This is a genomic window from Alkalihalobacillus sp. MEB130, assembly GCF_032335535.1.
Taxonomy (GTDB): domain Bacteria; phylum Bacillota; class Bacilli; order Bacillales; family Bacillaceae_D; genus Halalkalibacter.
Genome location: NZ_JAOANA010000014.1, coordinates 38,484 through 60,152 on the forward strand (window position 1 = coordinate 38,484; position 21,669 = coordinate 60,152).

A 21,669-nucleotide genomic window follows, 5' to 3' on the forward strand; every position below is an offset into this window, starting at 1 on the left:
GTAGAATAATATAGTTTTAATTCGTAGAGGCATGATGAACTTTCTTACCAGGAGAATAGATATCCATAATGTTCCAATGTCCTGCTGTTGGAACTGGGTTATTTAACATTGCCACATCAATGACGACAGGCTTATTTAATGTAATCGCTTTTTCTAGTGCTGGTTTAAACTCTTCTGCTGCTGTAATTTTTACACCTTCTACGCCAAATGCTTGAGCAATGGCAGCAAAGTCTGGCGAATATGGTTCTCCATTTCTTTCAAATAGCGTCCCTACTGTTGTTCCGTAGTGTGCTTTTTGCAAGCCAGCAATTGTACCAAAAGCAAAGTTATTCATAATCACCCATACGACTGGAATGTTTTCCTCGGCTGCTGTTGCTAATACAGCTGGATTTTGTCCAAATCCACCGTCACCTACTAACGAGACAACCACTCGCTCAGGTTGCGCAATTTTTGCTCCTAAAGCAGCCGGAGCTCCAAAGCCCATCGTTGCATATCCACCAGGTGTTAAGATTGATCCAGGTGTATACACAGGAAATTGCTGTGCGACACCATTTTTATTCCATCCTACATCCGTCGTTATGATTGCGTCCTTAGGTAGAACCTGACGAACATCATCTAAAATACGTTGCGGTTGCATCGGGAAGCAATTATCCTCAACAAATTGTCTATTGCTCTCTTTGAATGTCGCTCGATTTGTCAGAATTTCCCCTTTAAGTGTTTCGTTTTCTAATCCATCTGGTACAAGTTCTTTTGCTACACGATTCAAAACAGTTAATGCTTGTTTTAAGTCTGCGACAGCTCCTAATTCAACCGGGTAGTTTCTTCCAATTTCACTTGGATCAATATCAATTTGCATAAGCTTTGTTTCGGGAACAGTAAACGTAAACTCCTCTTCCCATGAACTATTGTCTGCTTCAGCAAAGCGTGTGCCAAGCGCAAGAATCCAGTCAGATTCTTTTACCTTCTTATTGATAAACTCAGTTCCCCAAAATCCAGTCATCCCTAACACTAATGGGTTCTCATCTGAGACAACTCCTTTGCCCATAAGAGAATGCGCCACAGGAATACTCAAGTGATTAACTAATTCCTTTAGCTCTTCAGCTGCATCCGCTAAAATGATTCCACCACCTACATAGAAAAGAGGATTTTTCGCATTGATAAGAGTTTGGATAATTTCCTTCGCTGTTTCATCGTTAATCGACGGCTTTTGAAGATTCTTTGTATTATGCTTTTGCTTTTCAAATAACACTGGATCTACTTCCTTTGAAAATATGTCCATCGGTACTGAAATTAACACGGGACCAGGATTACCGTTTTCAGCTAATTGGAATGCTTTTTCTAAAATCTCTGGAAATAAATCAGGACGCTCCACACGCCATGCACGTTTAACAAATGGCTTATAAACCTCATATTGTGCCGCATCTGAGTGCAAGTTAATTTCTTGATGTGGATGCTTTCCGTAATAGTGTGTTGGAATATCACCAGCAATTACAACCATAGGAATTGAATCTAGTGCAGCATTTGCAACTCCTGTTGCAGCATTTGTTAACCCAGGCCCTAAATGACTTAGAACAACCGCTGTTTCTTTTTTCGCACGTGCATATCCATCTGCAATATGAGCAGCTATTTGCTCGTGTCTTGTATTAATAAACTTAATGGAACTATTCTCCAATGCTGTAAGAACAGCAATGTTGGTATGCCCACATAAACCAAAGATATGGTTAACGCCTCTGTTTTCAAGATATTTCACTAATTGATGAGAAACTAAGTTTTCCATTATGTTTCCTCCTTGAAATTGATAATGATTTTTCCAAATTGACCTGAAACAGCATCTTCATATGCTTGCTCGTAGTCTTTTAAGTCACAAATTTTTTCAATAATCGCATCTACCTTAAAATGATCATCGAGGAGATAGTTAATGCTTTTCTCAAAATCCTGTGGGAAGTTATAAATAATGGATCCGTATAGTGTTAATTCTTTTCTAACAATTTGGAGAACAGGGAAAGTGGCTTCAGCTGTCATACCGACCATAACCAATGCCCCTCCAGGCTTTACAAGTTCAATTGCTTGTTCAACGGATGCCCTTGCTCCAGCTGCCTCAATCACAACATCAAACAGATGACCCGAAACCTCATCAGGCCGTGCTGTTTGTATGTTTCCAACCATTTGGACCTTTTTAAATTTATTCTCATTGATATCGATAGCTGTAATTTGCGCTCCTAAATAATCGGCTAATGTAATTGCTAACATCCCTTCTGTTCCACAACCAATGACAGCTACAGAAGTCTTTTCTGAAATATCTACTTTTTGCAGAGCATGAACAATCACTGCAAACGGTTCAATGATTACCGCCTTTTCATTCGATAATTCATCAGGTACTTCTATTACATACTTCGCTGAAATCGTAAACTCTTGCAAAAATCCACCATCTGAATTAACTCCTAATGATTTCTTATGCGAGCAAATATTCGGCTTCCCTTTTAAGCAATATTCACATTCACCACAGAAGGAATTCGGTGCTACAACAACTCTTTTACCAAGCATCTCTGCAGCATCCTTTCCAGTTTCAATAACCTCACCAACTAATTCGTGGCCTGGATGAAGCGGATAGGTAGCATGTGCAAGAGATCCTTTATATACGCTTATATCTGAACCGCAAATCCCACCATATATCACTTTTATCTTTACCTCATCATCTTTTAGAAATGATGATGAGGTAAGTTCTCTTAATTCTATCTTTCTAGGATTTTTCAAAAACAATCCCAACATCCTTTTCACCACCTATCTTTATCGCAACTTTTGTTATGGCAAAGTTATAATTATTCAGGTAACCTTAACACGATCATTTTCGATTCTGTCATATCTTCTATTGCATAGCGGGGACCCTCTCGACCGATTCCGCTATTCTTCACGCCGCCATAAGGCCAGTGATCTAATCTAAAGTTTGATGTTCCGTTAATTACGACTCCACCTACATTGAGCGCATGTGCAAACTTATAGGCGATATCCATTTGATTTGTAAAAATTCCAGCTTGAAGTCCGAATGATGAATCATTTGCTTCTTCAATCGCTTCATCGATTGTTTCAAAAGGAATAATACCAACAATGGGTCCAAATACTTCTTCACAGACCACTTTACTTTGTTTTGGAGGGTTTAATAAGACTGTAGGTTCAACATTTGCTCCGTTTTGATTACCACCACAAATGAGTGTTGCACCTAATGTAACTGCTTCATTTACCCAATCCATAATGCGCTTCGCTGCATTTTCATCCACTAGTGTCCCTACATCTGTATCAGGTAATAACGGATCCCCTACTCGCAGCTTCAGTACTTCTTCTTTCAGTAACTCTGTAAAGGCAGGAACGACAGATTGGTGTACATAGATACGCTGAACGGAGATGCAACTTTGTCCTGAATTACTAAAACCAGTTTTCGCACACATGACAGCTGCACGCTTCAAGTCGGCATCTTCGTGAATAACAGTTGCGGCATTCCCACCCAATTCAAGGAGGACTTTTTTCATCCCGGCGATTTCGCTTATGTTTTTGGCAGCCACAATCCCCCCCGTAAATGTAATAATGTTCACTCGGTCATCCTTAACAATTTGTTGGCCTATTTCTACTCCACCAAGAACCATATTTACAGCATTTTCTGGCAATCCAGCTTCTAATAGAAGTTTTAGAAACTCGGTTGCAATAAGAGCCGTTTGTGGCGCTGGCTTTAAAATTGTGCTATTTCCTGCTGCAAATGCTGGGCCCACTTTATGACAAACAAGGTTTAATGGTGCATTAAATGGTGTAATTGCGGCAACAACTCCAACTGGTACACGGAACGTTGTAGCCAGCGCTTTTTCCCCGCGTTCAGATGCATCTCCTGGCAACGTTTCTCCAAATAACCGTTTTGACTCTTCTGCAGAAAGTTCTAAAGTCTCAATAGAACGAGACACTTCATCTAACGTGTTTTTTAGTGGTTTCCCTAGTTCTAGCGAAATGAGTTCTGCAAATCTTTGTTTCTCTTGTTCTAATAAATAAGCTGCTTTTTTTAAGATTTTTGCTCGTTCATGTAAAGGAATATTTGCTATCTCATTCTTCGCAGCATAACTAGCCGCTACAGCTTTTTCAACATCACTTTCAGTTGCTATTATTTGTTCTCCAATCACTTCACCTGAGTAAGGACTTTTCACAAGTGTGACTTCACGGTTATTCGATAACCATTCACCATTAATGTAAGGTTGTGCTTTTCTTTCAGTCATTTTCTTCACCTACTTTTATTTTTTGGATCGATCTAATAATTTGAGGCAAAAACCCCTTTATTAGATCGATCTAATGAACTTTCAAAAATATAAGTTGTACCTAAGATTCTAACTTAATTAGATCGATCTAAATTCACAACAAGAAATTAAACTTAGTATAATAAAGCGCTATCATAATATTACAACAGACCTGATCGCTTTGCAATATGTTTTTCAATTATTCTAAAAACACACTAGTAGATTACTATTAAATGGTTTAGTATGTTAATTATTAGATCGATCCAATAAAGAGGAAGGATTGTGTTTATTTATGATTGTTTTCATATTTACATCATTAATTTTGATTTATATCTTATCTAACTTTATTCCTACTGCCTTCTTTTCTTATAGTATCGGGATTTTATCCATTATCGCCATTTTTATTTCTATACGAAAAGCACGTGGCTTGTATTTCATTTCTGGGATTTGCTTTTTGTTCACAGGTTCTTTCCTGTTTATATTTAGCGATTTGCCATGGTATTCCTTTTTCTTATATTTCGAATCAATGCTCGGAGTACTAGCTTTATTTCTCGTACTTCCTTTTATTAACTCGCTTATCCATATCGGCCGATATGATAAAAATTTAAGTCTTTTATTACAGAAAGGTATTACTCGTTTAAGCCAATTATATAGACGTAGTTTTATTCTGACCCATTTTCTTGGACTGTTTTTAAATATCGCTACCTTACCATTATTAAAAAGTTCTTTAGACAAAACTATGCAACAACTTCCAAAAAGTAGATCAGATAAATATTATGCACAAAATTTATTGCGCGGTTATGCTCTTTGCTTGACTTGGAGTCCACTTGAAATTATGGTCATAACATCGCTTGATATTACAAATTTTAGTTATATATATATTTTTCCTATTTTACTAACAATCGTACTTTTGGTCATATTATCAGACTGGATTCTCTCTTATTTTAAATATAGAAATATTACAATCGTTATTGAAGCAAAAGCAGAAGTATCCTTAAGAAAGATTGTAATTAAAATAGCAGAAATGCTCCTTTTACTTTTAACTTTAGTTCTTCTTGTGACGGTCGTTCAATATATGCTGAACAAAGGGTTTCTATTTTCAATTGTGATTGTAATCATTCCATTTTCTATAATATGGGCATCTGTGTTTCGGAAAGGAAAGAGATATGTTTCGATTGCCATTCCTACATGGAAAAAACGGACTAACGGATTGTCTAATTTCTTCTTCATGTTTTTAAGTGCAGGCCTTTTTGTCGAAATGTTATCTTTGACACAACAACTATATTTCTTGGAAACGATGTTTCGTACACTCTCTAATAATATGTTATTGTTTTATATAAGTATTGGGGGCTACTTTTTATTTACTGCCTTTATGGGGTTTCATCCCTTGGTTTCATTGACTCTTTTGTCAGAATTGTTACAGCCAATTCTTTTTGACGTATCGTCTCTTTCTTTAGCTATTGTATTAATTTCATGTAGCCTAGCAACAGTTATGTATAGCCCTTATAATGTATCTGTATCAATTTTAGCTGAGCAACTTAAGCTCAATCCGTATAAGATGGGAATGTGGAATATTCCTTTTGCGATATTCTATATGTTGCTGAGCATAAGTATTGCTTACATCATACTTTATATATAGTAATGTCAAATATCCTTTTGGAAAGGATAAACCATATGTTATTATTTAAATAGTTTTTTATTTTCAAAAAAAATTAGGGAAGAGTGCTCTTATTATGATAAAACATGAACATTCACTTAGAGAAAAAAGTATTGTTTTTATAGGATTTATGGGGGCTGGCAAGACGACAATTGGAGAACTTGTTGCCAAAAAATTATATCGGACTTTCATCGATATCGATCAAGTAATTGAAAAGGAATACGGAATGCCAACATCAGAAATCTTCAAAACGATAGGTGAGAAGGCTTTTCGTGAAAAAGAAAAAGAAGTAATTACTCATTATAGTAACCAAAAATTAAAAGTTATTTCTGTTGGTGGCGGTGCTTTTCTCCAAAAGGAGATAAGAGATATATGTTTGGAAAATTGCATTGTATTTTATCTAGATGTTTCTTGGGATTCATGGAAAGAAAGACTCGATATTCTTATTGACAGTCGTCCTGTTTTACAAGGCCGATCTATAGATGAAATTAAAGAACTTTTTTATAAAAGACAAGAAATTTATTCTCTTCATAATTCAAAATTTAATACAGACGATCAAGATGTAGAGGAAGTCTCAGATTATATTATTGATTCACTTAAGTTAGCTTGGGAGTTGTATTAAAACCATGCAGGGAAACTCTATCCTACCTGGTGTCTAATGATAAGTGAATTTTCTTATCATTAGACGTAACACCATTGACTTCTATCTGAGTTAGTTATGTTCTGTTAGCTTTACGTTGTTTCTCGAATAACTAGTTCTGGCTTTATAATAATGTGCTGCTTTTCTTTCTCCAAATTTTTCATTCGTTCATGTAATAGTTTGGCAGCTTGTGTACCAATTAGCCGTGGAAATGATGAAACTGTTGTTAATGGCGGATTAAATAAAGAAGCTTCTTGAACATTATCAAAGCCTACTACCGCTATATCTTGACCAATAGTAATACCTGCATCTCTTAAGCCTTGCATAACGCCAAGGGCAACTATATCGTTAAAACAGAAAATAGCCGTAGGTCGGTTGGGTTGATTCAGGAGCTTTTGTACCGCTTGCAATCCCCCTTCTCGGGTTACAGAACTCTCAATGATAAGTGAATTATCGACTTCCAGTCCAGCTGTCAGAAGACTGTTGCAGTACCCCTTCTTTCGTTCTATCCATGCTGATGACTCTTTCGCCCCTCCAAGAAACGCTATCCGCTGATGTCCTAGTTCAATTAGGTGATTTACAGCTAATAATGAACCAGTCGCGTAATCGATTCCAACATAATCAGAATGGATATCAGAAAGCTCTCTTACTGCCGTAATGATCGGAATATCCAAATTCTTAATCCGTTCAATCGTTTCATTCGAAGTATTCGATACGGGACATAATATAACTCCCCCTACTCTATGTTCCAGCATCGTTGAGACAAGTCGTTCTTGTTTCGAATCCGAATCGAAGGTCGTTCCCAGTAACACAATATATCCCGCATTTTCTAGTTCATTATGAACACCAATTAATAATTCTGAAAAAAAGGGATTAGCGATATCCGTAATAATTAGACCTACAGTTGTTGAAGATTGAGACCTCATATTAGCAGCTACTCGATCATAAACATAACCAAGCTCTCTCATTGATTGTAACACCTTTTTCCTCGTCTTCTCTGCAATATTAGGACTCCCTCGTACAATCAGTGAAGCAGTCGCTCGAGAGACTCCGGCATGTTTTGCGACATCAAGCAAAGTCACGCGCTTTTTTTTCATCTATTATCACCAGCTTAATTAGGTTATATTTTCCTTATTATATTTATCATTATACGGATAACTTTTTTAGACTGTCAATTGGTCTAGCTACCAAAGAAGAGAAGGTCTAATAGAAACCAATATAAAACGAGCACAGAGGAATCTTCCATGCTCGCAAAAAAATTATCTCTATACTACAATATATCATAATAAATCTCTTCCCTTACAATGATTCAATATTGGATTTCTTCTAATATCTGGTTGACAAACTCCTCACCAATACGCGAAGTATACTTCTCATATACAGGTTGTACTTTTTCATAAAACTTTGTTGCTTCCTCTGGTGATAAATCTGTGATTGTCATTCCGGCATTGCTTAGAAACTCAAAGGCGTCTAGCTCCTCCTGTTGGTTTAATGCACGTTGATAATCTTTCGCCTCTTCAGCAGCTTGTATCACAATATCCTTTTCTTTATCTGATAGATCATTCCAAAAGATTTCACTAATCATAAACACACTTGCATTGTAAATATGATTTGTTATCGTTAAATAATCCTGAACTTCATAAAAATTCGTTGTAGTTACATTTCCAGCTGGGTTCTCCTGTCCATCAACAACCCCTTGCTGCAATCCGGCAAATAATTCTGTGAATGCCATTGGTGTTGGGTTCGCACCTAACTGACTCCACATATCAATATGAAGTTCATTTTCTAACGTCCTTACCTTTAACCCTTGAATGTCATCGACTGAATGAATTTCTCTTCTATTATTAGTAAGGTGCCTAAATCCATTTTCCCAATAATTTATCCCTACCACGCCTTGACCTTGTAATTCATCAAGAAGTTCATGGCCAATTGGTCCATCTAAAAATTCATAAGCCACTTCAGCATTTGGAAATAAGAATGGTAGGTCAAACACAGCAAATCGCTCAGCAAATTGAGCGATAGGCCCAGTTGAAATGGTTGTCCCTTGGAAGAATCCTAACTGTAACCCTTCTAATACCTCACGATCTCCACCCAAGACCCCATTAGGGTAAACCTCTACTTTGATAGACCCACCCGTTTCTTTTTCAACAATATCAGCAAATTTATAAAGTCCTTTCGTAAGTGATCTTTCCTCTGGAGTAGCAACAGCTAGTCTCATTATCTTTTCCTCATTATCCGAATAAACAGTTGAACAAGCCGTTAGAACGACTAAACACAAAAGTATCATCCCTAATTTTTTCATTAATACGCCTCCAAAACGTCTTCAATGACAAAGATCAAGCTTCTAATCCTATTAAAATATAACAAAGAATAAAATTACTTAATAATCTATAAAATCTTTTCTCTAATGTAATTCTCTGACGATCTTCGAGTAACTAGTTCTGGTTGTAAAATGATTCGCTGTATGTCCCGATCTTGATCCAACATCCGTTGATGTATAAGATTGGCTGCTTGAGATCCGATGAGACGTGCAAACACATTAACTGTTGTTAATGACGGGGTATACAAGGAAGATTCTTGTACATTATCAAACCCTACCACCGCTATATCTTCACCAGGAGTCACTTTCGCATCCCTTAAGCCCTGCATGACCCCAAGAGCTACCAAATCGTTATAGCAAAAAATAGCCGTAGGTGGATTCTGCTGACTTAAAATGTGATGAACGGCGACCATGCCTCCTTCACGCGTAACGGGACTTTCTATGATGATGGACTCATCTATTTCTATGCCGGACTTTTTTAAACCGTTTTCATATCCCTGCATTCGTTCCTTCCACGCCGATGACCCTGATGATCCACCTATAAAAGAAATACGCCGGTGCCCCTTTTGAATCAAATGGTTTACAGATATTTGAGCACCAGCTGTATAATCAATCCCAACATAATCACACTGAAGCTTAGGTAACTCTCGAACAGCATGAACTATAGGAACATCTAATTTCTTTAGTCGTTCAATTGTTTCGGCTGAACTATTTGAAACTGGACATAAAATAATTCCGCCTACTCTATGTTCAAGCATAGTTGATAAAATTCTATCCTGCTTTGTATCCAAGTCAAATGTTGTTCCTAAAAATTCGATGTATCCAGTTTCCTCTAACGTACGGTGAACCCCTACTAAAAATTCAGAAAAGAACGGGTTGGCGATATCCGTAATGATTACCCCAACAGTAGATGAACTCTGTGAGCGCATATTAGCAGCAACCCGATCATACACATACCCCAATTCACGTATTGAAGCTAGAACTTTCCTACGTGTATTCACTGCAATAGTTGAACTCCCTCGTACAATGAGAGACGCTGTTGAACGAGACACTCCCGCATGCTTTGCAACATCTTGTAACGTAACTCGTGAACGTTTTGTTTTCATCGCTATTACCCTCTAAGGCTGACTAGATAGAGTGAAATTTCCGGAATAAAAGTAATAATTAGTAACGTAATAATCATCGCCACAAAAAATGGGAGAATCGCTCTTGAAATCGCTTCAATTGAAAGACCAGATATTCCGGAACCGACAAATAAATTTACACCTAACGGCGGTGTGATAAAGCCAATGGCTAGGTTTACAACCATAATAATTCCAAAGTGTATTGGATCTATCCCTATATTTACAGCGATTGGCAGCAAAATGGGTGTTAAAATAATGATTGCTGCTAGAGTATCCATAAAGCAACCAACAATCAATAGCAACAAAGTTATTAATAAAATTATAATAATTTTATTTTCAGAAATGGATAACAAGGCAGAGGCAATCTGATTTGGAATTCTTTCAATAGTTAACAGGCGACCAAATGCTGTTGCCGTCCCTACAATAATTAACACAGTTGCTGTTGTTAGAGCAGAATCAACAATCACCTTAGGCAAATCTTTCATTTTTAATTCACGATAAAACACCGCTCCTGCAAATAATCCGTAAATAACGGCAATAACAGCTGCTTCAGTTGGTGTAAAGATCCCTCCGTATATACCACCTAAAATAATAATTGGAACAAGAAGTGCCCACTTCGCATCCCACGTTGCATGTAAAAAGTCTTTAAAAGAACTTTTCTTTGCTAGACCACGATATCCTTTTTTTCGAGAATAAATATACGTCCACACTATTAATCCTAATGCAACAAATAATCCAGGAACAATTCCTGCAATAAACATGTTCCCAATTGATACACTTCCGACTACACCATAAATCACCATTGGAATACTTGGAGGAATAATGACACCAAGAGAACCCGCTGCACAAACAACGGCGGTGGCAAACTTTTTATCGTACCCTTGACGCACCATTGCCGGAATCATAATGCCCCCAATAGCCGCCACTGTTGCAGGTCCTGATCCTGAAATCGCCGCAAAAAACATACATGTTATTATTGTTGCGATTGCAAATCCTCCTGTTTTGTCTCCAACTACAGCATTGGCAACCCGAAAAAGACGTTCAGAAATTCCTCCTTTACTCATAATTTCACCAGCTAAAATGAAAAAAGGAACCGCCATTAACGGAAATGAATCGATGGACGTAACAAGACCTTGTGCTAAAAAATCTAGAGGTAATGAACCACTATATACAATTGTAACTAATGTTGCTAAGCCAAGTGCGATCCCAATCGGAACGCTAAGTAACAAAAACAGTCCAAAACTTGCAAATAATACGGTTGTCGTCATCTATGTCCCCTCCTATTTCTTATCTACTAGATCCTGATGTTAATTGCCATCTTCATTTTCCAACAAGCGTTCTTGTTCTGTTTTCACCTCAAATTGCTCTTTTCCGAGCAAGGTTTGAATTTGCTTGTATAATTGCTGAATGATTCGGATAGCTGTTAGACCCATTCCAATAGGGGTAGCCATATAGACAAGCCCCATAGGTAACTGAAGGGCCGGAGAGGTCTGTCCCCATGTTAAGAGTTTGCTTGCAATTCCATAACCATAAATCATGACGAAAATGGCAAAAGACAAAAATATAAGATTAGAAATGATATTTAAGATCACTTTCCCCTTGTCTTTTAATAAAAGAAGGACGAGGTCTACTTTGATATGACGCTGCTTTTTTACTCCATAACTAATGCCTAGATAAACTAACCAAATAAAACAATATCTTGCTAATTCTTCAGACCATGATAAAGACGCACCCATAACATATCTCATAAATACTTGGAGTCCAATTGCTACGACCATAATTACTGAAAAAACAACTAAAAATAGCTCCTCAATATGCTCATCCAGCCACTTTAACATTCTCATCTTTATCCCTCTCTTTCTATGAAATCTCCAATGATTTTAGTTGAAAAGAAAAACAAAACTATATACCTTTCTTTGCCTAGCGAGATATATACTTTTGTTTACTTTTCTAAGCAATATGGGGTTAGTTGTACATGTACTAATGATTACTCTACAAAAATCTGAAGATATTCCGTACCCTACAAGAGTAAAAATAAAAGAGTAAAAAGGGGGAATCCCCCCTTCTAAGATTTCTTAGTTTATTATTGTATAGATTCTAACAATTGATTGACAAAATCTTCACCGATTATGGAAGAATATTTTTTATATACTGGCTGTACTTTTTCAAAAAGTTTTTCAGATTCCTCTGAAGACAATTTAGTAATTGTCATGCCCACTTCTTCAAGAAACTCGAACGCTTCAATATCTTCTTGTTGATTTAATTCTCTTTGATAATCTCTCGCTTCGTCTGCAGCTTTTGTAATAATATCTTTTTCTTCATCTGTTAATTGGTCCCAAAACGATTGGCTGATCATGAATACACTAGCATTGTAGATGTGGTTTGTTTTCGTTATATAATCTTGTACTTCATAGAAATTCGTCGTTGTTACATTCCCAACTGGATTTTCTTGTCCATCTACAACACCTTGTTGCAATGCAGCAAATAATTCAGTAAATGCCATTGGTGTTGGGTTTGCACCAAGTTCGCGCCAGAAGTCAATATGCAGCTCATTTTCTAATGTACGTATATCTAGCCCTCGGATGTCTTCAACAGTCGCTACTTCTCTCACATTGTTTGTAAGATGTCTGAAACCGTTTTCCCAATAATTTAATCCCACTACTCCTTGTGCGGGTAGATCTTCTAATAATTCCGTTCCTAAAGGTCCATCTAACACTTCATATGCAACATCTGTATTCGGGAATAAAAATGGTAAGTCAAATACAGAGAACCTTTGGGCAAATTGAGCGACAGGACCAGTAGAAATTGTTGTTCCTTGTATCGTACCTAATTGAAGCCCTTCAAATACCTCTCGATCTCCACCAAGTTGGCCATTTGGATACACTTCAATTTTAATTGAACCATTCGACTCCTCTTCAACAAGTTCACCAAACTTTACTAATCCTTTTGTAAGCGAGCGCTCTTCAGGAGTAGCAACTGCCATTCTCATAATTTTTGCATCTCCTGAATTTTCACTAACCACATCATCAGAACCATTTTCCACATTCTCTGAAGTTTGTTGAGAACAAGCACCAAGAATAAACACAAACAATAACACAATTAATAATAGTCCCTTTTTCATATTGCACCCCTTTTGTTTCATTTAATTTAAGCGCTCACTTTAAATTAGATCGATCTAAGAATAGATCGAAAAACATTATCAATAATATTAGATCGATCTAATATTATAAACAAATGTCTGAAAATAATCATTTCTTTGAAACTATTTGTTTCCTTTTGTTAAAAATTCCATTACTTTTACTAAAGCCTCTTCACAATCCTCTCCAACTGTTCGAACAATGATTTGATCGTGATTTTTTAATTGTAGAGTTATTAAACCTAATAAACTTTTTAAATTTACTTCTACAACATTCCCTCGAATCATCTTTTTTAAATAAATTTCTGATTGGAATGGTTGAACTAATGAACTTAACTCAATAATTGTTTGGTCTTCGGAAATATTAATCGTAATTTGTTTTGAAACTGGTTTTTTTTTCATTACTTCCCCCTCTTCAGCTTTTTATTAGATCGTTCTAATTGTTTTCATTATAAAAACTAGTGAAAGCGTTGTCAACAAATAATTATAATTATCTAATTTGTTATAAAAATCTAATTAGAGGATTGGTTTATAATTGTAGGATGATTGCGATGTAAGGCAATGTTAATAAAGCTGGATGACAGGGAAAATCTTGTCCAAACACAAAAACTAATAAATCATGTTTTTTCACATATTTGACATTCCCTATGACTATAACTATGTCGAATTATTATTGTCAGGTGACTTACTTAATTTATAGCTATAACGGTTAAAACGGCATTATCAAATTAAAATAAAGAGTCTACTTAAACAAAAAGGTGAAACAAGCCGTCAGTAGTTACTTTAAACAAGCAAACTTAAACCATGATGATTATTTGTTTGGATCAAATAATAAAAGTCGTCCAATTACTCGACAACAAGCCTATAGAATTGTTAACCAGGCAGCACTAGAGGCTGGTATTAACGAGAAAGTTGGTACACATACATTACGTAAGACATTTGGTTACCATGCATATAAACAAGGGATAGCTGTTTCTCTTTTACAAAAACGTTTTAATCATGAAACTCGCAGTGCAACCCTTCGTTATATTGGGATAAATGATGAAGAAAAAGCTGAACCACCATTAATGGATGTTAACCTTTGATATCTAATATTTCTTAGAAAGGAGAGGAAAATCTATGTTTGATGGGGTTTTTAATACCGATTATATTATCTTGATGGCTGCTCTCCTTTTAATTGCTGGAGTTATTACAGCAAAATTCTCTACTAGACTTGGCGTCCCCGCCCTAGTCCTCTTTATGTTAGTTGGAATGTTAGCTGGTAGTGACGACATTGGCTTCATTTATTTTGATAATGCAAAGTATGCTCAGCTAATCGGGATACTTGCACTAGTCATTATCCTCCTTGAAGGTGGTTTGAAAACAAAATGGTCCACTGTAAAACCAGTTACTATCCCCGCTTTGTCTTTAGCTACATTCGGAGTATTAATCACATCAGCTGTCGTTGCAGCCGCAGCAAAATTCATTTTAGATGTGTACTAGTTAGAAGCCTTTTTATTCGGTGCCATAGTAGGATCAACAGATGCTGCTGCCGTCTTTACAGGTTTAAAAGGGGTGAACCTTTGAGAAAGATTAGGTGCTACATTAGAAGCCGAGTCCGGAACAAATGATCCGATGGCTGTATTTCTAACCATTTCATTTATTCAATTATTGATGACCGATCAACCACATTATTATTTACTTGTTGGGTCGTTTTTTTGGCAAATGGGAATGGGGCTTCTTATAGGACTCGTGCTCGGAAAGATCGCCATCTATGCCATTAATCGAATAATAGGACTCATCATTTATATTTGTAGAGTTAAACATTTACAATTGTAGGAAAGGAAGTAGAAACATCAGTTTGGATTGAAAGCAATAAGCTATTAGTTCCAAACTAGGTTAACAAAGCTTGTTCTAAAAGCTAACTATTTTAATAGTATAAAAATATAAGTTCCATTAGAAACAGGCATCTCCTATTATCCAGAAAATTCCTGTAAACGTTTATTAACTCTTTCCTTGACTCTGTTTATAAAACTCATGAAAAGTTTCATTAACGCTCTCTTTTCAATTCTAGATACATAGCTACGTGAAATACCAAGCTCTTTCGCAATTTCACGCTGGGTACGCTCTTCCTCTAAATTTAAGCCGAAGCGACCACAATCACTTCTTTTTCGCGCTCATCTAAAACGTGTATGAACTTGTAAAATTGTGTCTTCTCCATATTCGTTTGAATCACATCAACGATATCTTCGCCTTCCTCTTGCAGGACATCAATTAACGTAATTTCATTCTTTGTCCGTTCCAATCGGATCGTATAGGGAAACATCCTTCTTAACCTTCTTTAAGGCTCTTAAATGCATATGAATTTCTACTCTAATGTCAGAAGAGGGGCGTTTTTAAAAGCTCATTCAGCTACATTATGGGGTTTGGGGAAGAAATTTATAACCAAAAGCCGGTATGGGTTTTAACTGCTTTTGTACAATAGTAGAAAGCATGATTTACGGAACAATTTGTAGTTCTAAATTAAGCATATGCATATTAAAAAATAACATAAAAAAGCATTGGAGTTAAAACCAATGCTTTAGTTAATCCTTTTTCATCTCAAACTCTCATTACTTTAAGTATTGTTCACATAGTCAATGATAGCTCATCATCAAACCAGTTGTAATTATTACTTTTTGATTCTGAAAATCCAATTTCAAACAATATTTCTTTAACTTCCTTCATATGTTTTTTATCAATAGTCATCTCAATTTCTCTACAACTAAAGACCACCCTCTATCTCTAGTGTGTCTATAAATTTAATCCTCTCTTCTTAGAAAAAAGAATGGCTAGCGGCGCTACCATTCTCTTTCTATTGTCACTTTATATTTGCTGCGTAGGATAAGAATTTTTTATTAGTTGATCGTCTTCAATATAATCTTATCGTTAGTGAAGTATCCGAAATAATAAATTTGTTTTTATCTACTACTTTGAATCCTTAACCTTTTCTTGTTGTTTACGCCACCCATATCGGGTTACACCACGAGGTTTGTAGATCGATAGGGTCATAATCACTAGTAGCACGAATAGTCCACCAGCAGCGTGAACAACTAATGAGAGCCTTACCTCGCGGAAATCGGCACTAGAAAATGTTGTATCTACTGCTACATTAGCTATATAACTAATTGGTTCCAATTGTAGTAGTAATACGATTGTAGCAAGGATAGTTAACAGGAATTTCACCAAAACCCAATAATGCCGAAATAATCCCCACTGAGTCCCAAATGATTGAACCAGTCCACTAAATAGTGAAGCAAGGCTCAATGGTACTATAATGTACCAAACGATTAAGTCCATTGACAGATAGACCGCACGCACTATTTGAGTATCCTGACTTGTAAGACCAACTATGGCAAGAGCTAGAAAGCAAGCGACAGCCCCGATCCAACTTACTGAGGAAGTAATATGCACGATGAGCATGAATTTTCGAATTAAGGGTGTCATGGTCATGAAAGTTGTTTACCTTTTATTACAAGTGCTATAAAGCCAGCAAAATCATCAGTTGATATGTGACGACCTGGGCCGTGTTCACCACCCAAAAGATGTATGATGACAAATACTAATAACAAGACGATAACTATAACTCCAAAGACCTTTACCCAGCGTGGCATCTTGGGGGGAGATTCACGATTATCCATAAGTATGATCCTCCTTTTCCCATTCTTATAATAATATATTTCTCATTTGAAAATTTTTATTTGTATTCATTATATTATCAACTTAAATGAGTTTCACCAATCTAGTCAACTAAATTGCTGCTTCAACAAGAAGAAGTGCATTCAACGCTTATTCAAGGATTGCCTCTTTTCTTGAAGAACACATGTAAATCCACTCTATGAATGTAGTTAATATTAAAGTACAATGTAACCATGGTTACATTTACAGGAGGTGAAAGATTGATTAGTTGGCTACACCTCACATATAAAATACCTAGAAAGCCTAGTTCCCCAAGGGTAAAAGTCTGGAGGAAATTAAAAAGTTTAGGGGCGTTTCATTTACATGATGCTATATGGCTCTTACCTAAAAATGCTTATACATATGAACAATTTCAATGGTTAACGGTTGAAATAAAGGATTTAGGCGGAGAAGCAACTATGTGGGAATCACAACTTCACTTTGGATTGTCTGATCAAGAAGTAAGTCAGTTATTTATTGAACAAATCAATGAAAGTTATATTGACCTTTTAAAACAACTGGATGAAGAAAACATTGATTTGGTTTCTTTGTCAAAGAAATACCAACGGATAAAAAATGTTGATTACTTCAAGTCCCCGTTGGAATTAAACGTACGTGAAAAAATGATACAACGAAGGAGTGAGTTTAAATGAAGTGGGTTACATGGGAAAACATTGGGGTGGACCGTATGGCTTGTTGTTGGTTAATTAAAAAGTATATTGATCAAGAAGCTGAATTTACTTTTATCCCTGAAGGCGAACAAGAAATTCCTGATGGCACAAGGGGATTTGATATTCCAGGGGCAGAGTTTTCTCACAGAAATGGACGATGTTCATTTTATTCTTTAATAGAAGATTATAATTTAGAAGATAGCGCGCTAAATAGAATTGCCCAAATTGTAGATGAAGCAGATACGGTACAAGAAGTTTTTTTAGAGCCTGTTGCACCTGGTCTTGATTTCATTTGTGATGGAATTAGCCAAGATAGCAAGGATGATTATGAGGCTTTGGAAAAAGGAATTATTATTTATGAAGCTTTATACGCAATGATAAAAAGAAATAATCATTTATAATGGGAGAGAATATAAGTGAGGAAACCCAGTTTATGGAACATTTTTTGGACCTATATCCTTATTGGATTACAGGGATGGGGTGGTCCTGCTGCACAAATACAAGTCATACATGAACATGCGGTAGAAAAGAAAAAATGGATTGATAATGAACGATTTCGAGATGCCTTTGCTGTATGTGGGATGTTACCAGGACCAGAGGCCGCTGAACTATGTATGTATGTTGGATATAGACAACGTGGTTTTTTAGGTGGTTTTTTAGCAGGACTGGGATTTATGTTACCGAACTTTATCTTAATCACCATTTTAGCTTGGGCTTACTTTCAATATGCAGCTACATCGGATATTGCCCAAGGTTTATTATATGGTGTTAAGCCAGCAATGGTCGCGATTGTTTTGTTTAGTCTTTATCGAATAGCAAATAAGTTTGGGGTATTACAAGACGGAAAGAAAATATTTATCACTCTTTTCATGTTAACTTTATCTTTTTTTACTCAAATTGATTTAATCCTTTTACTATTAGTCATGGGATTAGTATATATGATACTAGTTCGCTCATTTAACAATAAAGCATTCAGCCTTAACAGTCTTCCACTTTTAGCACTCGCTTCAGTAGGGACCGCTTCGATACCAACTAGCCTTTCCCTATTATTTCTAAAAATTGGGGCACTTAGCTTTGGTGGAGCATATACGGTTCTAGCATTGTTACAATTTGACGCTGTTGATAATTATGGCTGGCTAACAACTGAACAATATATTGATGGTTTAGCTATTAATGAATTAACACCTGGTCCATTGATTATGGTTGCAGCATTCGTTGGATTTGCAGCATATGGTTTTTGGGGAGCTACACTGGCAACCTTTTTTATCTTTTTACCTGCCTTTTTAGTGGTGTTGTTAGGTGCTCCTTATTTCGATAAAATTAGAGAAAATGCAAAGTTAAAATTATACTTAGCAGGTGTTAGTGCGGCTGTTGTTGGTCTTATCGCTAGTTTCCTAATACGGCTATCTTTAGAAGTCTTTATTGATTGGGGTAGTGTTGTTATTGCTATCGTAATGCTTGGTCTATTGTTTAAATTCAAATGGCAAATCTGGCAAGTATTCCTTTTAGCATTAGCTTTAGGGACTTTACTTACCTTCTTATAACTAATAAAAAATCTGTTCCGTAGGGAGCAGATTTTTTATTACTTTTTTGACTAAACTCCGTGCGATATCAATTCTTCTTTTCATACCGCCAGAGTAAGTACCCACTCTGCGACTGACCAGTAAGACTGATAGAACCTCTAACGTCCCCTGGTTTTTTTTCAACATCATAACCATTGATCATAACATTTTCAGTATCGGCTTTAAGTAAAGTAGCCATGATTCGAATCAATGTTGTTTTTCCTGCTCCAATAGAACCTAGTAATGCAAAGATATCCCCATATTTGCTGATTTTGTTGACCACTTTCAACTTTACTTTCTTTTATCTGTAACTTTTTTCATGGCCTTGTTAACTTCTTGGTTAGCAAATTCTTGATAGATGTCAGCGTAAGTTTCTGAATCTTTGATTAGATCGTCGCAGAAAGATGCTACGTCACTGCCCGTCACTTCGAGTACACCTTTTCCTGTGGCTACTCCCTCTTCAAAAAGATCGATGATACCCGAGAGTAGTTCCGTCCCGTCTGTTAGCTCAACAGGGCCGACCTTAAATAGGTACTTTTGAATCTCTTTATATACAACCTGATAATCTTTTGGGAGAGCTTTGACACGCGCCATGTGCGCTCTCCACTCTTTTTTGCCTTCGATGATATCTTTTATTCTCATTATTATCCTCCTATTTGCCTAATTTTTTTGCAATATTATTGTTAAGTTGCTCGCGCCACTTGTCTCTAAAAGACTTTGCCCCTTCTTCGCCGACAAGCGCCGAACAGAAACCTTCGATGTCATCGCCTAAAACCTCATGGACACTTTGCCCCTCCGTAGCCGATTCTTCGAGCAGGCCAAGTACACCGTCAAGAATTGGCATGAGGTTTCGACCAGTGAAATCTGAGTGCTGCCAAAGATTGGAGTTAATTCTTTCCCAAGCCGCATGATAATCAGTAGGCAGCTTTTGGGCTCGAGATTCAAAACTTTTCATTTCTTTCGTCATGTCGCTCCCTGTGATTTTTTCCCAAAAATTCATTGTTTTCTCTCCTTTAACTCGTTCATTTTCGATGCAACAAATCCCCATTTATCCCAGAACATCCGCAACTCCTCATGCCCCGCTTCGTTGAGTTTGAAAAACTTCCGCGGTGGTCCCTTTTCAGATGGCTTTTTCGTAATCTCCACCAAATTATTTTTTTCAAGCCGGACTAAGATGGTATAAACAGTTCCATCCACAACTTCTGTAAAACCAAGGTCTTTAAGCTGCCTCGTGATTTCGTAGCCATAGGTTTCCTTGCGACTTATAATTTCAAGGACACAACCCTCAAGCACGCCTTTAAGCATTTCTGTTAGGTTTACCAGAGCAATCACCCCCATCTATTCTGATATTATTTGCGTTTATTTTTACCTATGAAATTTAATGCGCACGTAAATGAGGAAAATTCCCTTACAACATATGGCTATTCTATTACTTAAGAAAATATTTAAGCTCGGACTTATAACGTTGCTAACATTGGAAACCTTATCTAAAAGGAGGGATTTGTATGTTGATGATATTTGAAATAATGAAAATGGCTGTTAACATCAGAAAGCTAACATTATTTTTGATAACGGTCATTTTTTTAATTAGCAGTTCTTTTATTATTCACTGGTTGGAACCTGAAATGTTTGAAAATCCATTCATCGGATTTTGGTATGTTATGACTACTGTTACAACAACAGGCTATGGTGACTTCGTTCCAGATACCACAATAGGTAAGATATTTGGATTATTTTTATATTTTTTTGGAATTGGTTTAATCGGTATTGTCATAGGCAAAATTGTTGAAGGGTTTGGACTTTTACGAAAATTAAAGGAGGAAGGGAAATTGAATTATAAGGGAAAAGGTCACTATGTGATTATAGGTTGGTCCAATAAAGCTAAACATACCATGAATGAGATCTTAGAAATTGATGACCAAGCAAAGATTCTTGTGGTCGATTCACTACCGAAATCTCCCTTAGAGCGTGATAAATTTTCCTACATACAAGGTGATGCAACTGATATAGAAACATTAGAAAAGGCGAATGTACTTGAGGCGAAAGCTGTTTTAATTTTTACAGGAGATAAAGAGTTTAACTCTGTCGCTGCAGATGGACAGTCACTTCTGATTGTATCAGCCATTGAGAGTTATGCAGTAGAGATGAATCAAGAGATTTATACCATTGTTGAGATTCTTAAAGAAAAGCATATTTCAAACTTCGAACATGCGAATGTAGATGAATTTATTATTGCTGATGAAGCCTTATCTGATCTGATGGCAAAAGCTGCTGTCGATAAAGGATCAAGCAAGCTAATCATGGAACTCCTAAGTAGAAGAAGCGGTGTGGATATTCGTAAAATCACAAAAAAACATATTTGGAAAACATATAATGATGCTTTTGAAGATTTAAAAAAACTCGGGGCTAATTTAATTTCTGATCGGAATGATTTTCAAATTCTAACCAAGCTAGGAGAGCCTATTCCTAATGAGGCAGAGCTTTATGCCATCTGTACTAAAGAAACATATGACAAGATTATGAAACCCAACTAAACTGCAATTTGTAAATTTATACAATAAGTATTGACAACCCGACCTAAAAGAAGTAAAT

Annotated in this window: 21 protein-coding genes and 4 pseudogenes; 8 read left to right on the forward strand and 17 right to left on the reverse strand. The window is 36.4% G+C overall.

What is annotated here, in order from left to right:
* Positions 1–16: 16 nt before the first annotated feature.
* From N0O92_RS14700 to N0O92_RS14710, 3 genes are read right to left on the reverse strand one after another with little or no spacing between them, the layout of a single operon-like run.
* Positions 17–1,777, reverse strand: a complete 1,761-nt coding sequence (locus tag N0O92_RS14700; RefSeq protein WP_315615412.1) for a thiamine pyrophosphate-binding protein — start codon at positions 1,775–1,777, stop codon at positions 17–19.
* Positions 1,777–2,769, reverse strand: coding sequence for a zinc-dependent alcohol dehydrogenase (locus N0O92_RS14705; protein WP_315615413.1), 993 nt, complete (start codon positions 2,767–2,769; stop codon positions 1,777–1,779). Before N0O92_RS14705 ends, N0O92_RS14700 begins: the two co-directional genes overlap by 1 nt.
* Before the next feature lie 50 nt (positions 2,770–2,819).
* The gene (locus tag N0O92_RS14710) at positions 2,820–4,253 is read right to left on the reverse strand and encodes an aldehyde dehydrogenase family protein (protein ID WP_315615414.1); all 1,434 of its coding nucleotides are present in this window, start codon (positions 4,251–4,253) and stop codon (positions 2,820–2,822) included.
* 310 nt (positions 4,254–4,563) lie between these two features.
* Here N0O92_RS14710 and N0O92_RS14715 point away from each other — a divergent pair, with 310 nt between their 5' ends.
* Positions 4,564–5,910 carry a hypothetical protein gene (locus N0O92_RS14715; RefSeq protein WP_315615415.1) on the forward strand — a complete coding sequence of 449 codons (1,347 nt, stop codon included), beginning with the start codon at positions 4,564–4,566 and terminating at the stop codon, positions 5,908–5,910.
* Positions 5,911–6,004: 94 nt separating this feature from the next.
* The gene (locus tag N0O92_RS14720; RefSeq protein ID WP_315615416.1) at positions 6,005–6,550 is read left to right on the forward strand and encodes a shikimate kinase; all 546 of its coding nucleotides are present in this window, start codon (positions 6,005–6,007) and stop codon (positions 6,548–6,550) included.
* A gap of 110 nt (positions 6,551–6,660) precedes the next feature.
* Here N0O92_RS14720 and N0O92_RS14725 read toward each other — a convergent pair whose 3' ends face one another.
* From N0O92_RS14725 to N0O92_RS14755, 7 genes are all read right to left on the reverse strand, one after another.
* Positions 6,661–7,665: a LacI family DNA-binding transcriptional regulator gene (locus N0O92_RS14725; RefSeq protein ID WP_315615418.1), complete on the reverse strand. Its 1,005-nt coding sequence runs from the start codon at positions 7,663–7,665 to the stop codon at positions 6,661–6,663.
* Between the two features lie 212 nt (positions 7,666–7,877).
* The gene (locus tag N0O92_RS14730) at positions 7,878–8,870 is read right to left on the reverse strand and encodes a TRAP transporter substrate-binding protein (RefSeq protein ID WP_315615419.1); all 993 of its coding nucleotides are present in this window, start codon (positions 8,868–8,870) and stop codon (positions 7,878–7,880) included.
* Positions 8,871–8,956: 86 nt separating this feature from the next.
* A complete protein-coding gene (locus N0O92_RS14735) occupies positions 8,957–9,994 on the reverse strand; it encodes a LacI family DNA-binding transcriptional regulator (protein WP_315615420.1) in 1,038 nt (345 codons plus the stop codon).
* Positions 9,995–9,999: 5 nt separating this feature from the next.
* Positions 10,000–11,280 carry a TRAP transporter large permease gene (locus N0O92_RS14740; RefSeq protein WP_315615421.1) on the reverse strand — a complete coding sequence of 427 codons (1,281 nt, stop codon included), beginning with the start codon at positions 11,278–11,280 and terminating at the stop codon, positions 10,000–10,002.
* A 39-nt stretch (positions 11,281–11,319) separates the two neighbouring features.
* On the reverse strand, positions 11,320–11,856 hold the full coding sequence (locus N0O92_RS14745; protein WP_315615422.1) for a TRAP transporter small permease: 537 nt from the start codon (positions 11,854–11,856) through the stop codon (positions 11,320–11,322).
* A 239-nt stretch (positions 11,857–12,095) separates the two neighbouring features.
* On the reverse strand, positions 12,096–13,133 hold the full coding sequence (locus tag N0O92_RS14750; protein ID WP_315615423.1) for a TRAP transporter substrate-binding protein: 1,038 nt from the start codon (positions 13,131–13,133) through the stop codon (positions 12,096–12,098).
* Positions 13,134–13,274: 141 nt separating this feature from the next.
* Positions 13,275–13,550 carry an HPr family phosphocarrier protein gene (locus N0O92_RS14755; RefSeq protein ID WP_315615424.1) on the reverse strand — a complete coding sequence of 92 codons (276 nt, stop codon included), beginning with the start codon at positions 13,548–13,550 and terminating at the stop codon, positions 13,275–13,277.
* A 350-nt stretch (positions 13,551–13,900) separates the two neighbouring features.
* Between N0O92_RS14755 and N0O92_RS14760 the strand changes: the two are divergent.
* Together N0O92_RS14760 and N0O92_RS14765 are read left to right on the forward strand one after the other, a co-directional pair.
* Positions 13,901–14,233, forward strand: a pseudogene (locus N0O92_RS14760) (tyrosine-type recombinase/integrase); the annotation flags it as partial.
* Between the two features lie 34 nt (positions 14,234–14,267).
* A pseudogene (locus tag N0O92_RS14765) lies at positions 14,268–14,918 on the forward strand (cation:proton antiporter domain-containing protein); the annotation flags it as partial.
* A 185-nt stretch (positions 14,919–15,103) separates the two neighbouring features.
* Here N0O92_RS14765 and N0O92_RS14770 read toward each other — a convergent pair.
* From N0O92_RS14770 to N0O92_RS14780, 3 genes and pseudogenes are all read right to left on the reverse strand, one after another.
* Positions 15,104–15,505: pseudogene (locus N0O92_RS14770) on the reverse strand (sigma-70 family RNA polymerase sigma factor); the annotation flags it as partial.
* A gap of 589 nt (positions 15,506–16,094) precedes the next feature.
* Positions 16,095–16,619 carry a DUF2269 domain-containing protein gene (locus N0O92_RS14775; RefSeq protein ID WP_315615425.1) on the reverse strand — a complete coding sequence of 175 codons (525 nt, stop codon included), beginning with the start codon at positions 16,617–16,619 and terminating at the stop codon, positions 16,095–16,097.
* Complete coding sequence (locus tag N0O92_RS14780; RefSeq protein ID WP_315615426.1) at positions 16,616–16,807, reverse strand: hypothetical protein; 192 nt, start codon at positions 16,805–16,807, stop codon at positions 16,616–16,618. The genes N0O92_RS14775 and N0O92_RS14780 overlap by 4 nt, the downstream gene beginning before the upstream one ends.
* Positions 16,808–17,065: 258 nt before the next feature.
* Between N0O92_RS14780 and N0O92_RS14785 the strand changes: the two genes are divergently transcribed.
* From N0O92_RS14785 to chrA, 3 genes are read left to right on the forward strand one after another with little or no spacing between them, the layout of a single operon-like run.
* Entirely contained in the window at positions 17,066–17,497 is a 432-nt protein-coding gene (locus tag N0O92_RS14785; protein WP_315615427.1) for a Chromate resistance protein ChrB, read from the forward strand.
* Positions 17,494–17,916, forward strand: coding sequence for a chromate resistance protein ChrB domain-containing protein (locus N0O92_RS14790; protein WP_315615428.1), 423 nt, complete (start codon positions 17,494–17,496; stop codon positions 17,914–17,916). The genes N0O92_RS14785 and N0O92_RS14790 overlap by 4 nt, the downstream gene beginning before the upstream one ends.
* Before the next feature lie 15 nt (positions 17,917–17,931).
* Positions 17,932–19,059 (forward strand): chromate efflux transporter, encoded by a 1,128-nt coding sequence (gene chrA, locus N0O92_RS14795; RefSeq protein WP_315615429.1) that lies wholly within the window; start codon positions 17,932–17,934, stop codon positions 19,057–19,059.
* A 48-nt stretch (positions 19,060–19,107) separates the two neighbouring features.
* Here chrA and N0O92_RS14800 read toward each other — a convergent pair.
* The 4 genes and pseudogenes from N0O92_RS14800 to N0O92_RS14815 form a co-directional block, all read right to left on the reverse strand.
* A pseudogene (locus N0O92_RS14800) lies at positions 19,108–19,366 on the reverse strand (ATP-binding cassette domain-containing protein); the annotation flags it as partial.
* A gap of 2 nt (positions 19,367–19,368) precedes the next feature.
* A complete protein-coding gene (locus tag N0O92_RS14805; protein ID WP_315615430.1) occupies positions 19,369–19,719 on the reverse strand; it encodes a DUF1048 domain-containing protein in 351 nt (116 codons plus the stop codon).
* 10 nt (positions 19,720–19,729) lie between these two features.
* A complete protein-coding gene (locus N0O92_RS14810; RefSeq protein WP_315615431.1) occupies positions 19,730–20,077 on the reverse strand; it encodes a DUF1048 domain-containing protein in 348 nt (115 codons plus the stop codon).
* Positions 20,074–20,382, reverse strand: a complete 309-nt coding sequence (locus N0O92_RS14815) for a PadR family transcriptional regulator (protein WP_315615503.1) — start codon at positions 20,380–20,382, stop codon at positions 20,074–20,076. The genes N0O92_RS14810 and N0O92_RS14815 overlap by 4 nt, the downstream gene beginning before the upstream one ends.
* 200 nt (positions 20,383–20,582) lie before the next feature.
* On the opposite strand from N0O92_RS14815, the gene N0O92_RS14820 reads away from it, so the two are divergent.
* Entirely contained in the window at positions 20,583–21,611 is a 1,029-nt protein-coding gene (locus N0O92_RS14820; protein ID WP_315615433.1) for an ion channel, read from the forward strand.
* The last annotated feature ends 58 nt before the right edge of the window (positions 21,612–21,669 follow it).

What these genes read in the sequence shown, in the direction of transcription:
- N0O92_RS14805 (WP_315615430.1), bottom strand. Translation starts at nt 19,719, where the DNA reads ATGAGAATAAAAGATATCATCGAAGGCAAAAAAGAGTGGAGAGCGCAC.
- N0O92_RS14775 (WP_315615425.1), bottom strand. Translation starts at nt 16,619, where the DNA reads ATGACCATGACACCCTTAATTCGAAAATTCATGCTCATCGTGCATATT.
- N0O92_RS14725 (WP_315615418.1), bottom strand. Translation starts at nt 7,665, where the DNA reads ATGAAAAAAAAGCGCGTGACTTTGCTTGATGTCGCAAAACATGCCGGA.
- N0O92_RS14730 (WP_315615419.1), bottom strand. Translation starts at nt 8,870, where the DNA reads ATGAAAAAATTAGGGATGATACTTTTGTGTTTAGTCGTTCTAACGGCT.
- N0O92_RS14745 (WP_315615422.1), bottom strand. Translation starts at nt 11,856, where the DNA reads ATGAGAATGTTAAAGTGGCTGGATGAGCATATTGAGGAGCTATTTTTA.
- N0O92_RS14700 (WP_315615412.1), bottom strand. Translation starts at nt 1,777, where the DNA reads ATGGAAAACTTAGTTTCTCATCAATTAGTGAAATATCTTGAAAACAGA.
- N0O92_RS14715 (WP_315615415.1), top strand. Translation starts at nt 4,564, where the DNA reads ATGATTGTTTTCATATTTACATCATTAATTTTGATTTATATCTTATCT.
- N0O92_RS14780 (WP_315615426.1), bottom strand. Translation starts at nt 16,807, where the DNA reads ATGGATAATCGTGAATCTCCCCCCAAGATGCCACGCTGGGTAAAGGTC.
- N0O92_RS14705 (WP_315615413.1), bottom strand. Translation starts at nt 2,769, where the DNA reads ATGTTGGGATTGTTTTTGAAAAATCCTAGAAAGATAGAATTAAGAGAA.
- N0O92_RS14720 (WP_315615416.1), top strand. Translation starts at nt 6,005, where the DNA reads ATGATAAAACATGAACATTCACTTAGAGAAAAAAGTATTGTTTTTATA.
- N0O92_RS14810 (WP_315615431.1), bottom strand. Translation starts at nt 20,077, where the DNA reads ATGAATTTTTGGGAAAAAATCACAGGGAGCGACATGACGAAAGAAATG.
- N0O92_RS14710 (WP_315615414.1), bottom strand. Translation starts at nt 4,253, where the DNA reads ATGACTGAAAGAAAAGCACAACCTTACATTAATGGTGAATGGTTATCG.
- N0O92_RS14755 (WP_315615424.1), bottom strand. Translation starts at nt 13,550, where the DNA reads ATGAAAAAAAAACCAGTTTCAAAACAAATTACGATTAATATTTCCGAA.
- N0O92_RS14790 (WP_315615428.1), top strand. Translation starts at nt 17,494, where the DNA reads ATGAAGTGGGTTACATGGGAAAACATTGGGGTGGACCGTATGGCTTGT.
- N0O92_RS14820 (WP_315615433.1), top strand. Translation starts at nt 20,583, where the DNA reads ATGTTGATGATATTTGAAATAATGAAAATGGCTGTTAACATCAGAAAG.
- N0O92_RS14815 (WP_315615503.1), bottom strand. Translation starts at nt 20,382, where the DNA reads ATGCTTAAAGGCGTGCTTGAGGGTTGTGTCCTTGAAATTATAAGTCGC.
- N0O92_RS14750 (WP_315615423.1), bottom strand. Translation starts at nt 13,133, where the DNA reads ATGAAAAAGGGACTATTATTAATTGTGTTATTGTTTGTGTTTATTCTT.
- N0O92_RS14735 (WP_315615420.1), bottom strand. Translation starts at nt 9,994, where the DNA reads ATGAAAACAAAACGTTCACGAGTTACGTTACAAGATGTTGCAAAGCAT.
- N0O92_RS14740 (WP_315615421.1), bottom strand. Translation starts at nt 11,280, where the DNA reads ATGACGACAACCGTATTATTTGCAAGTTTTGGACTGTTTTTGTTACTT.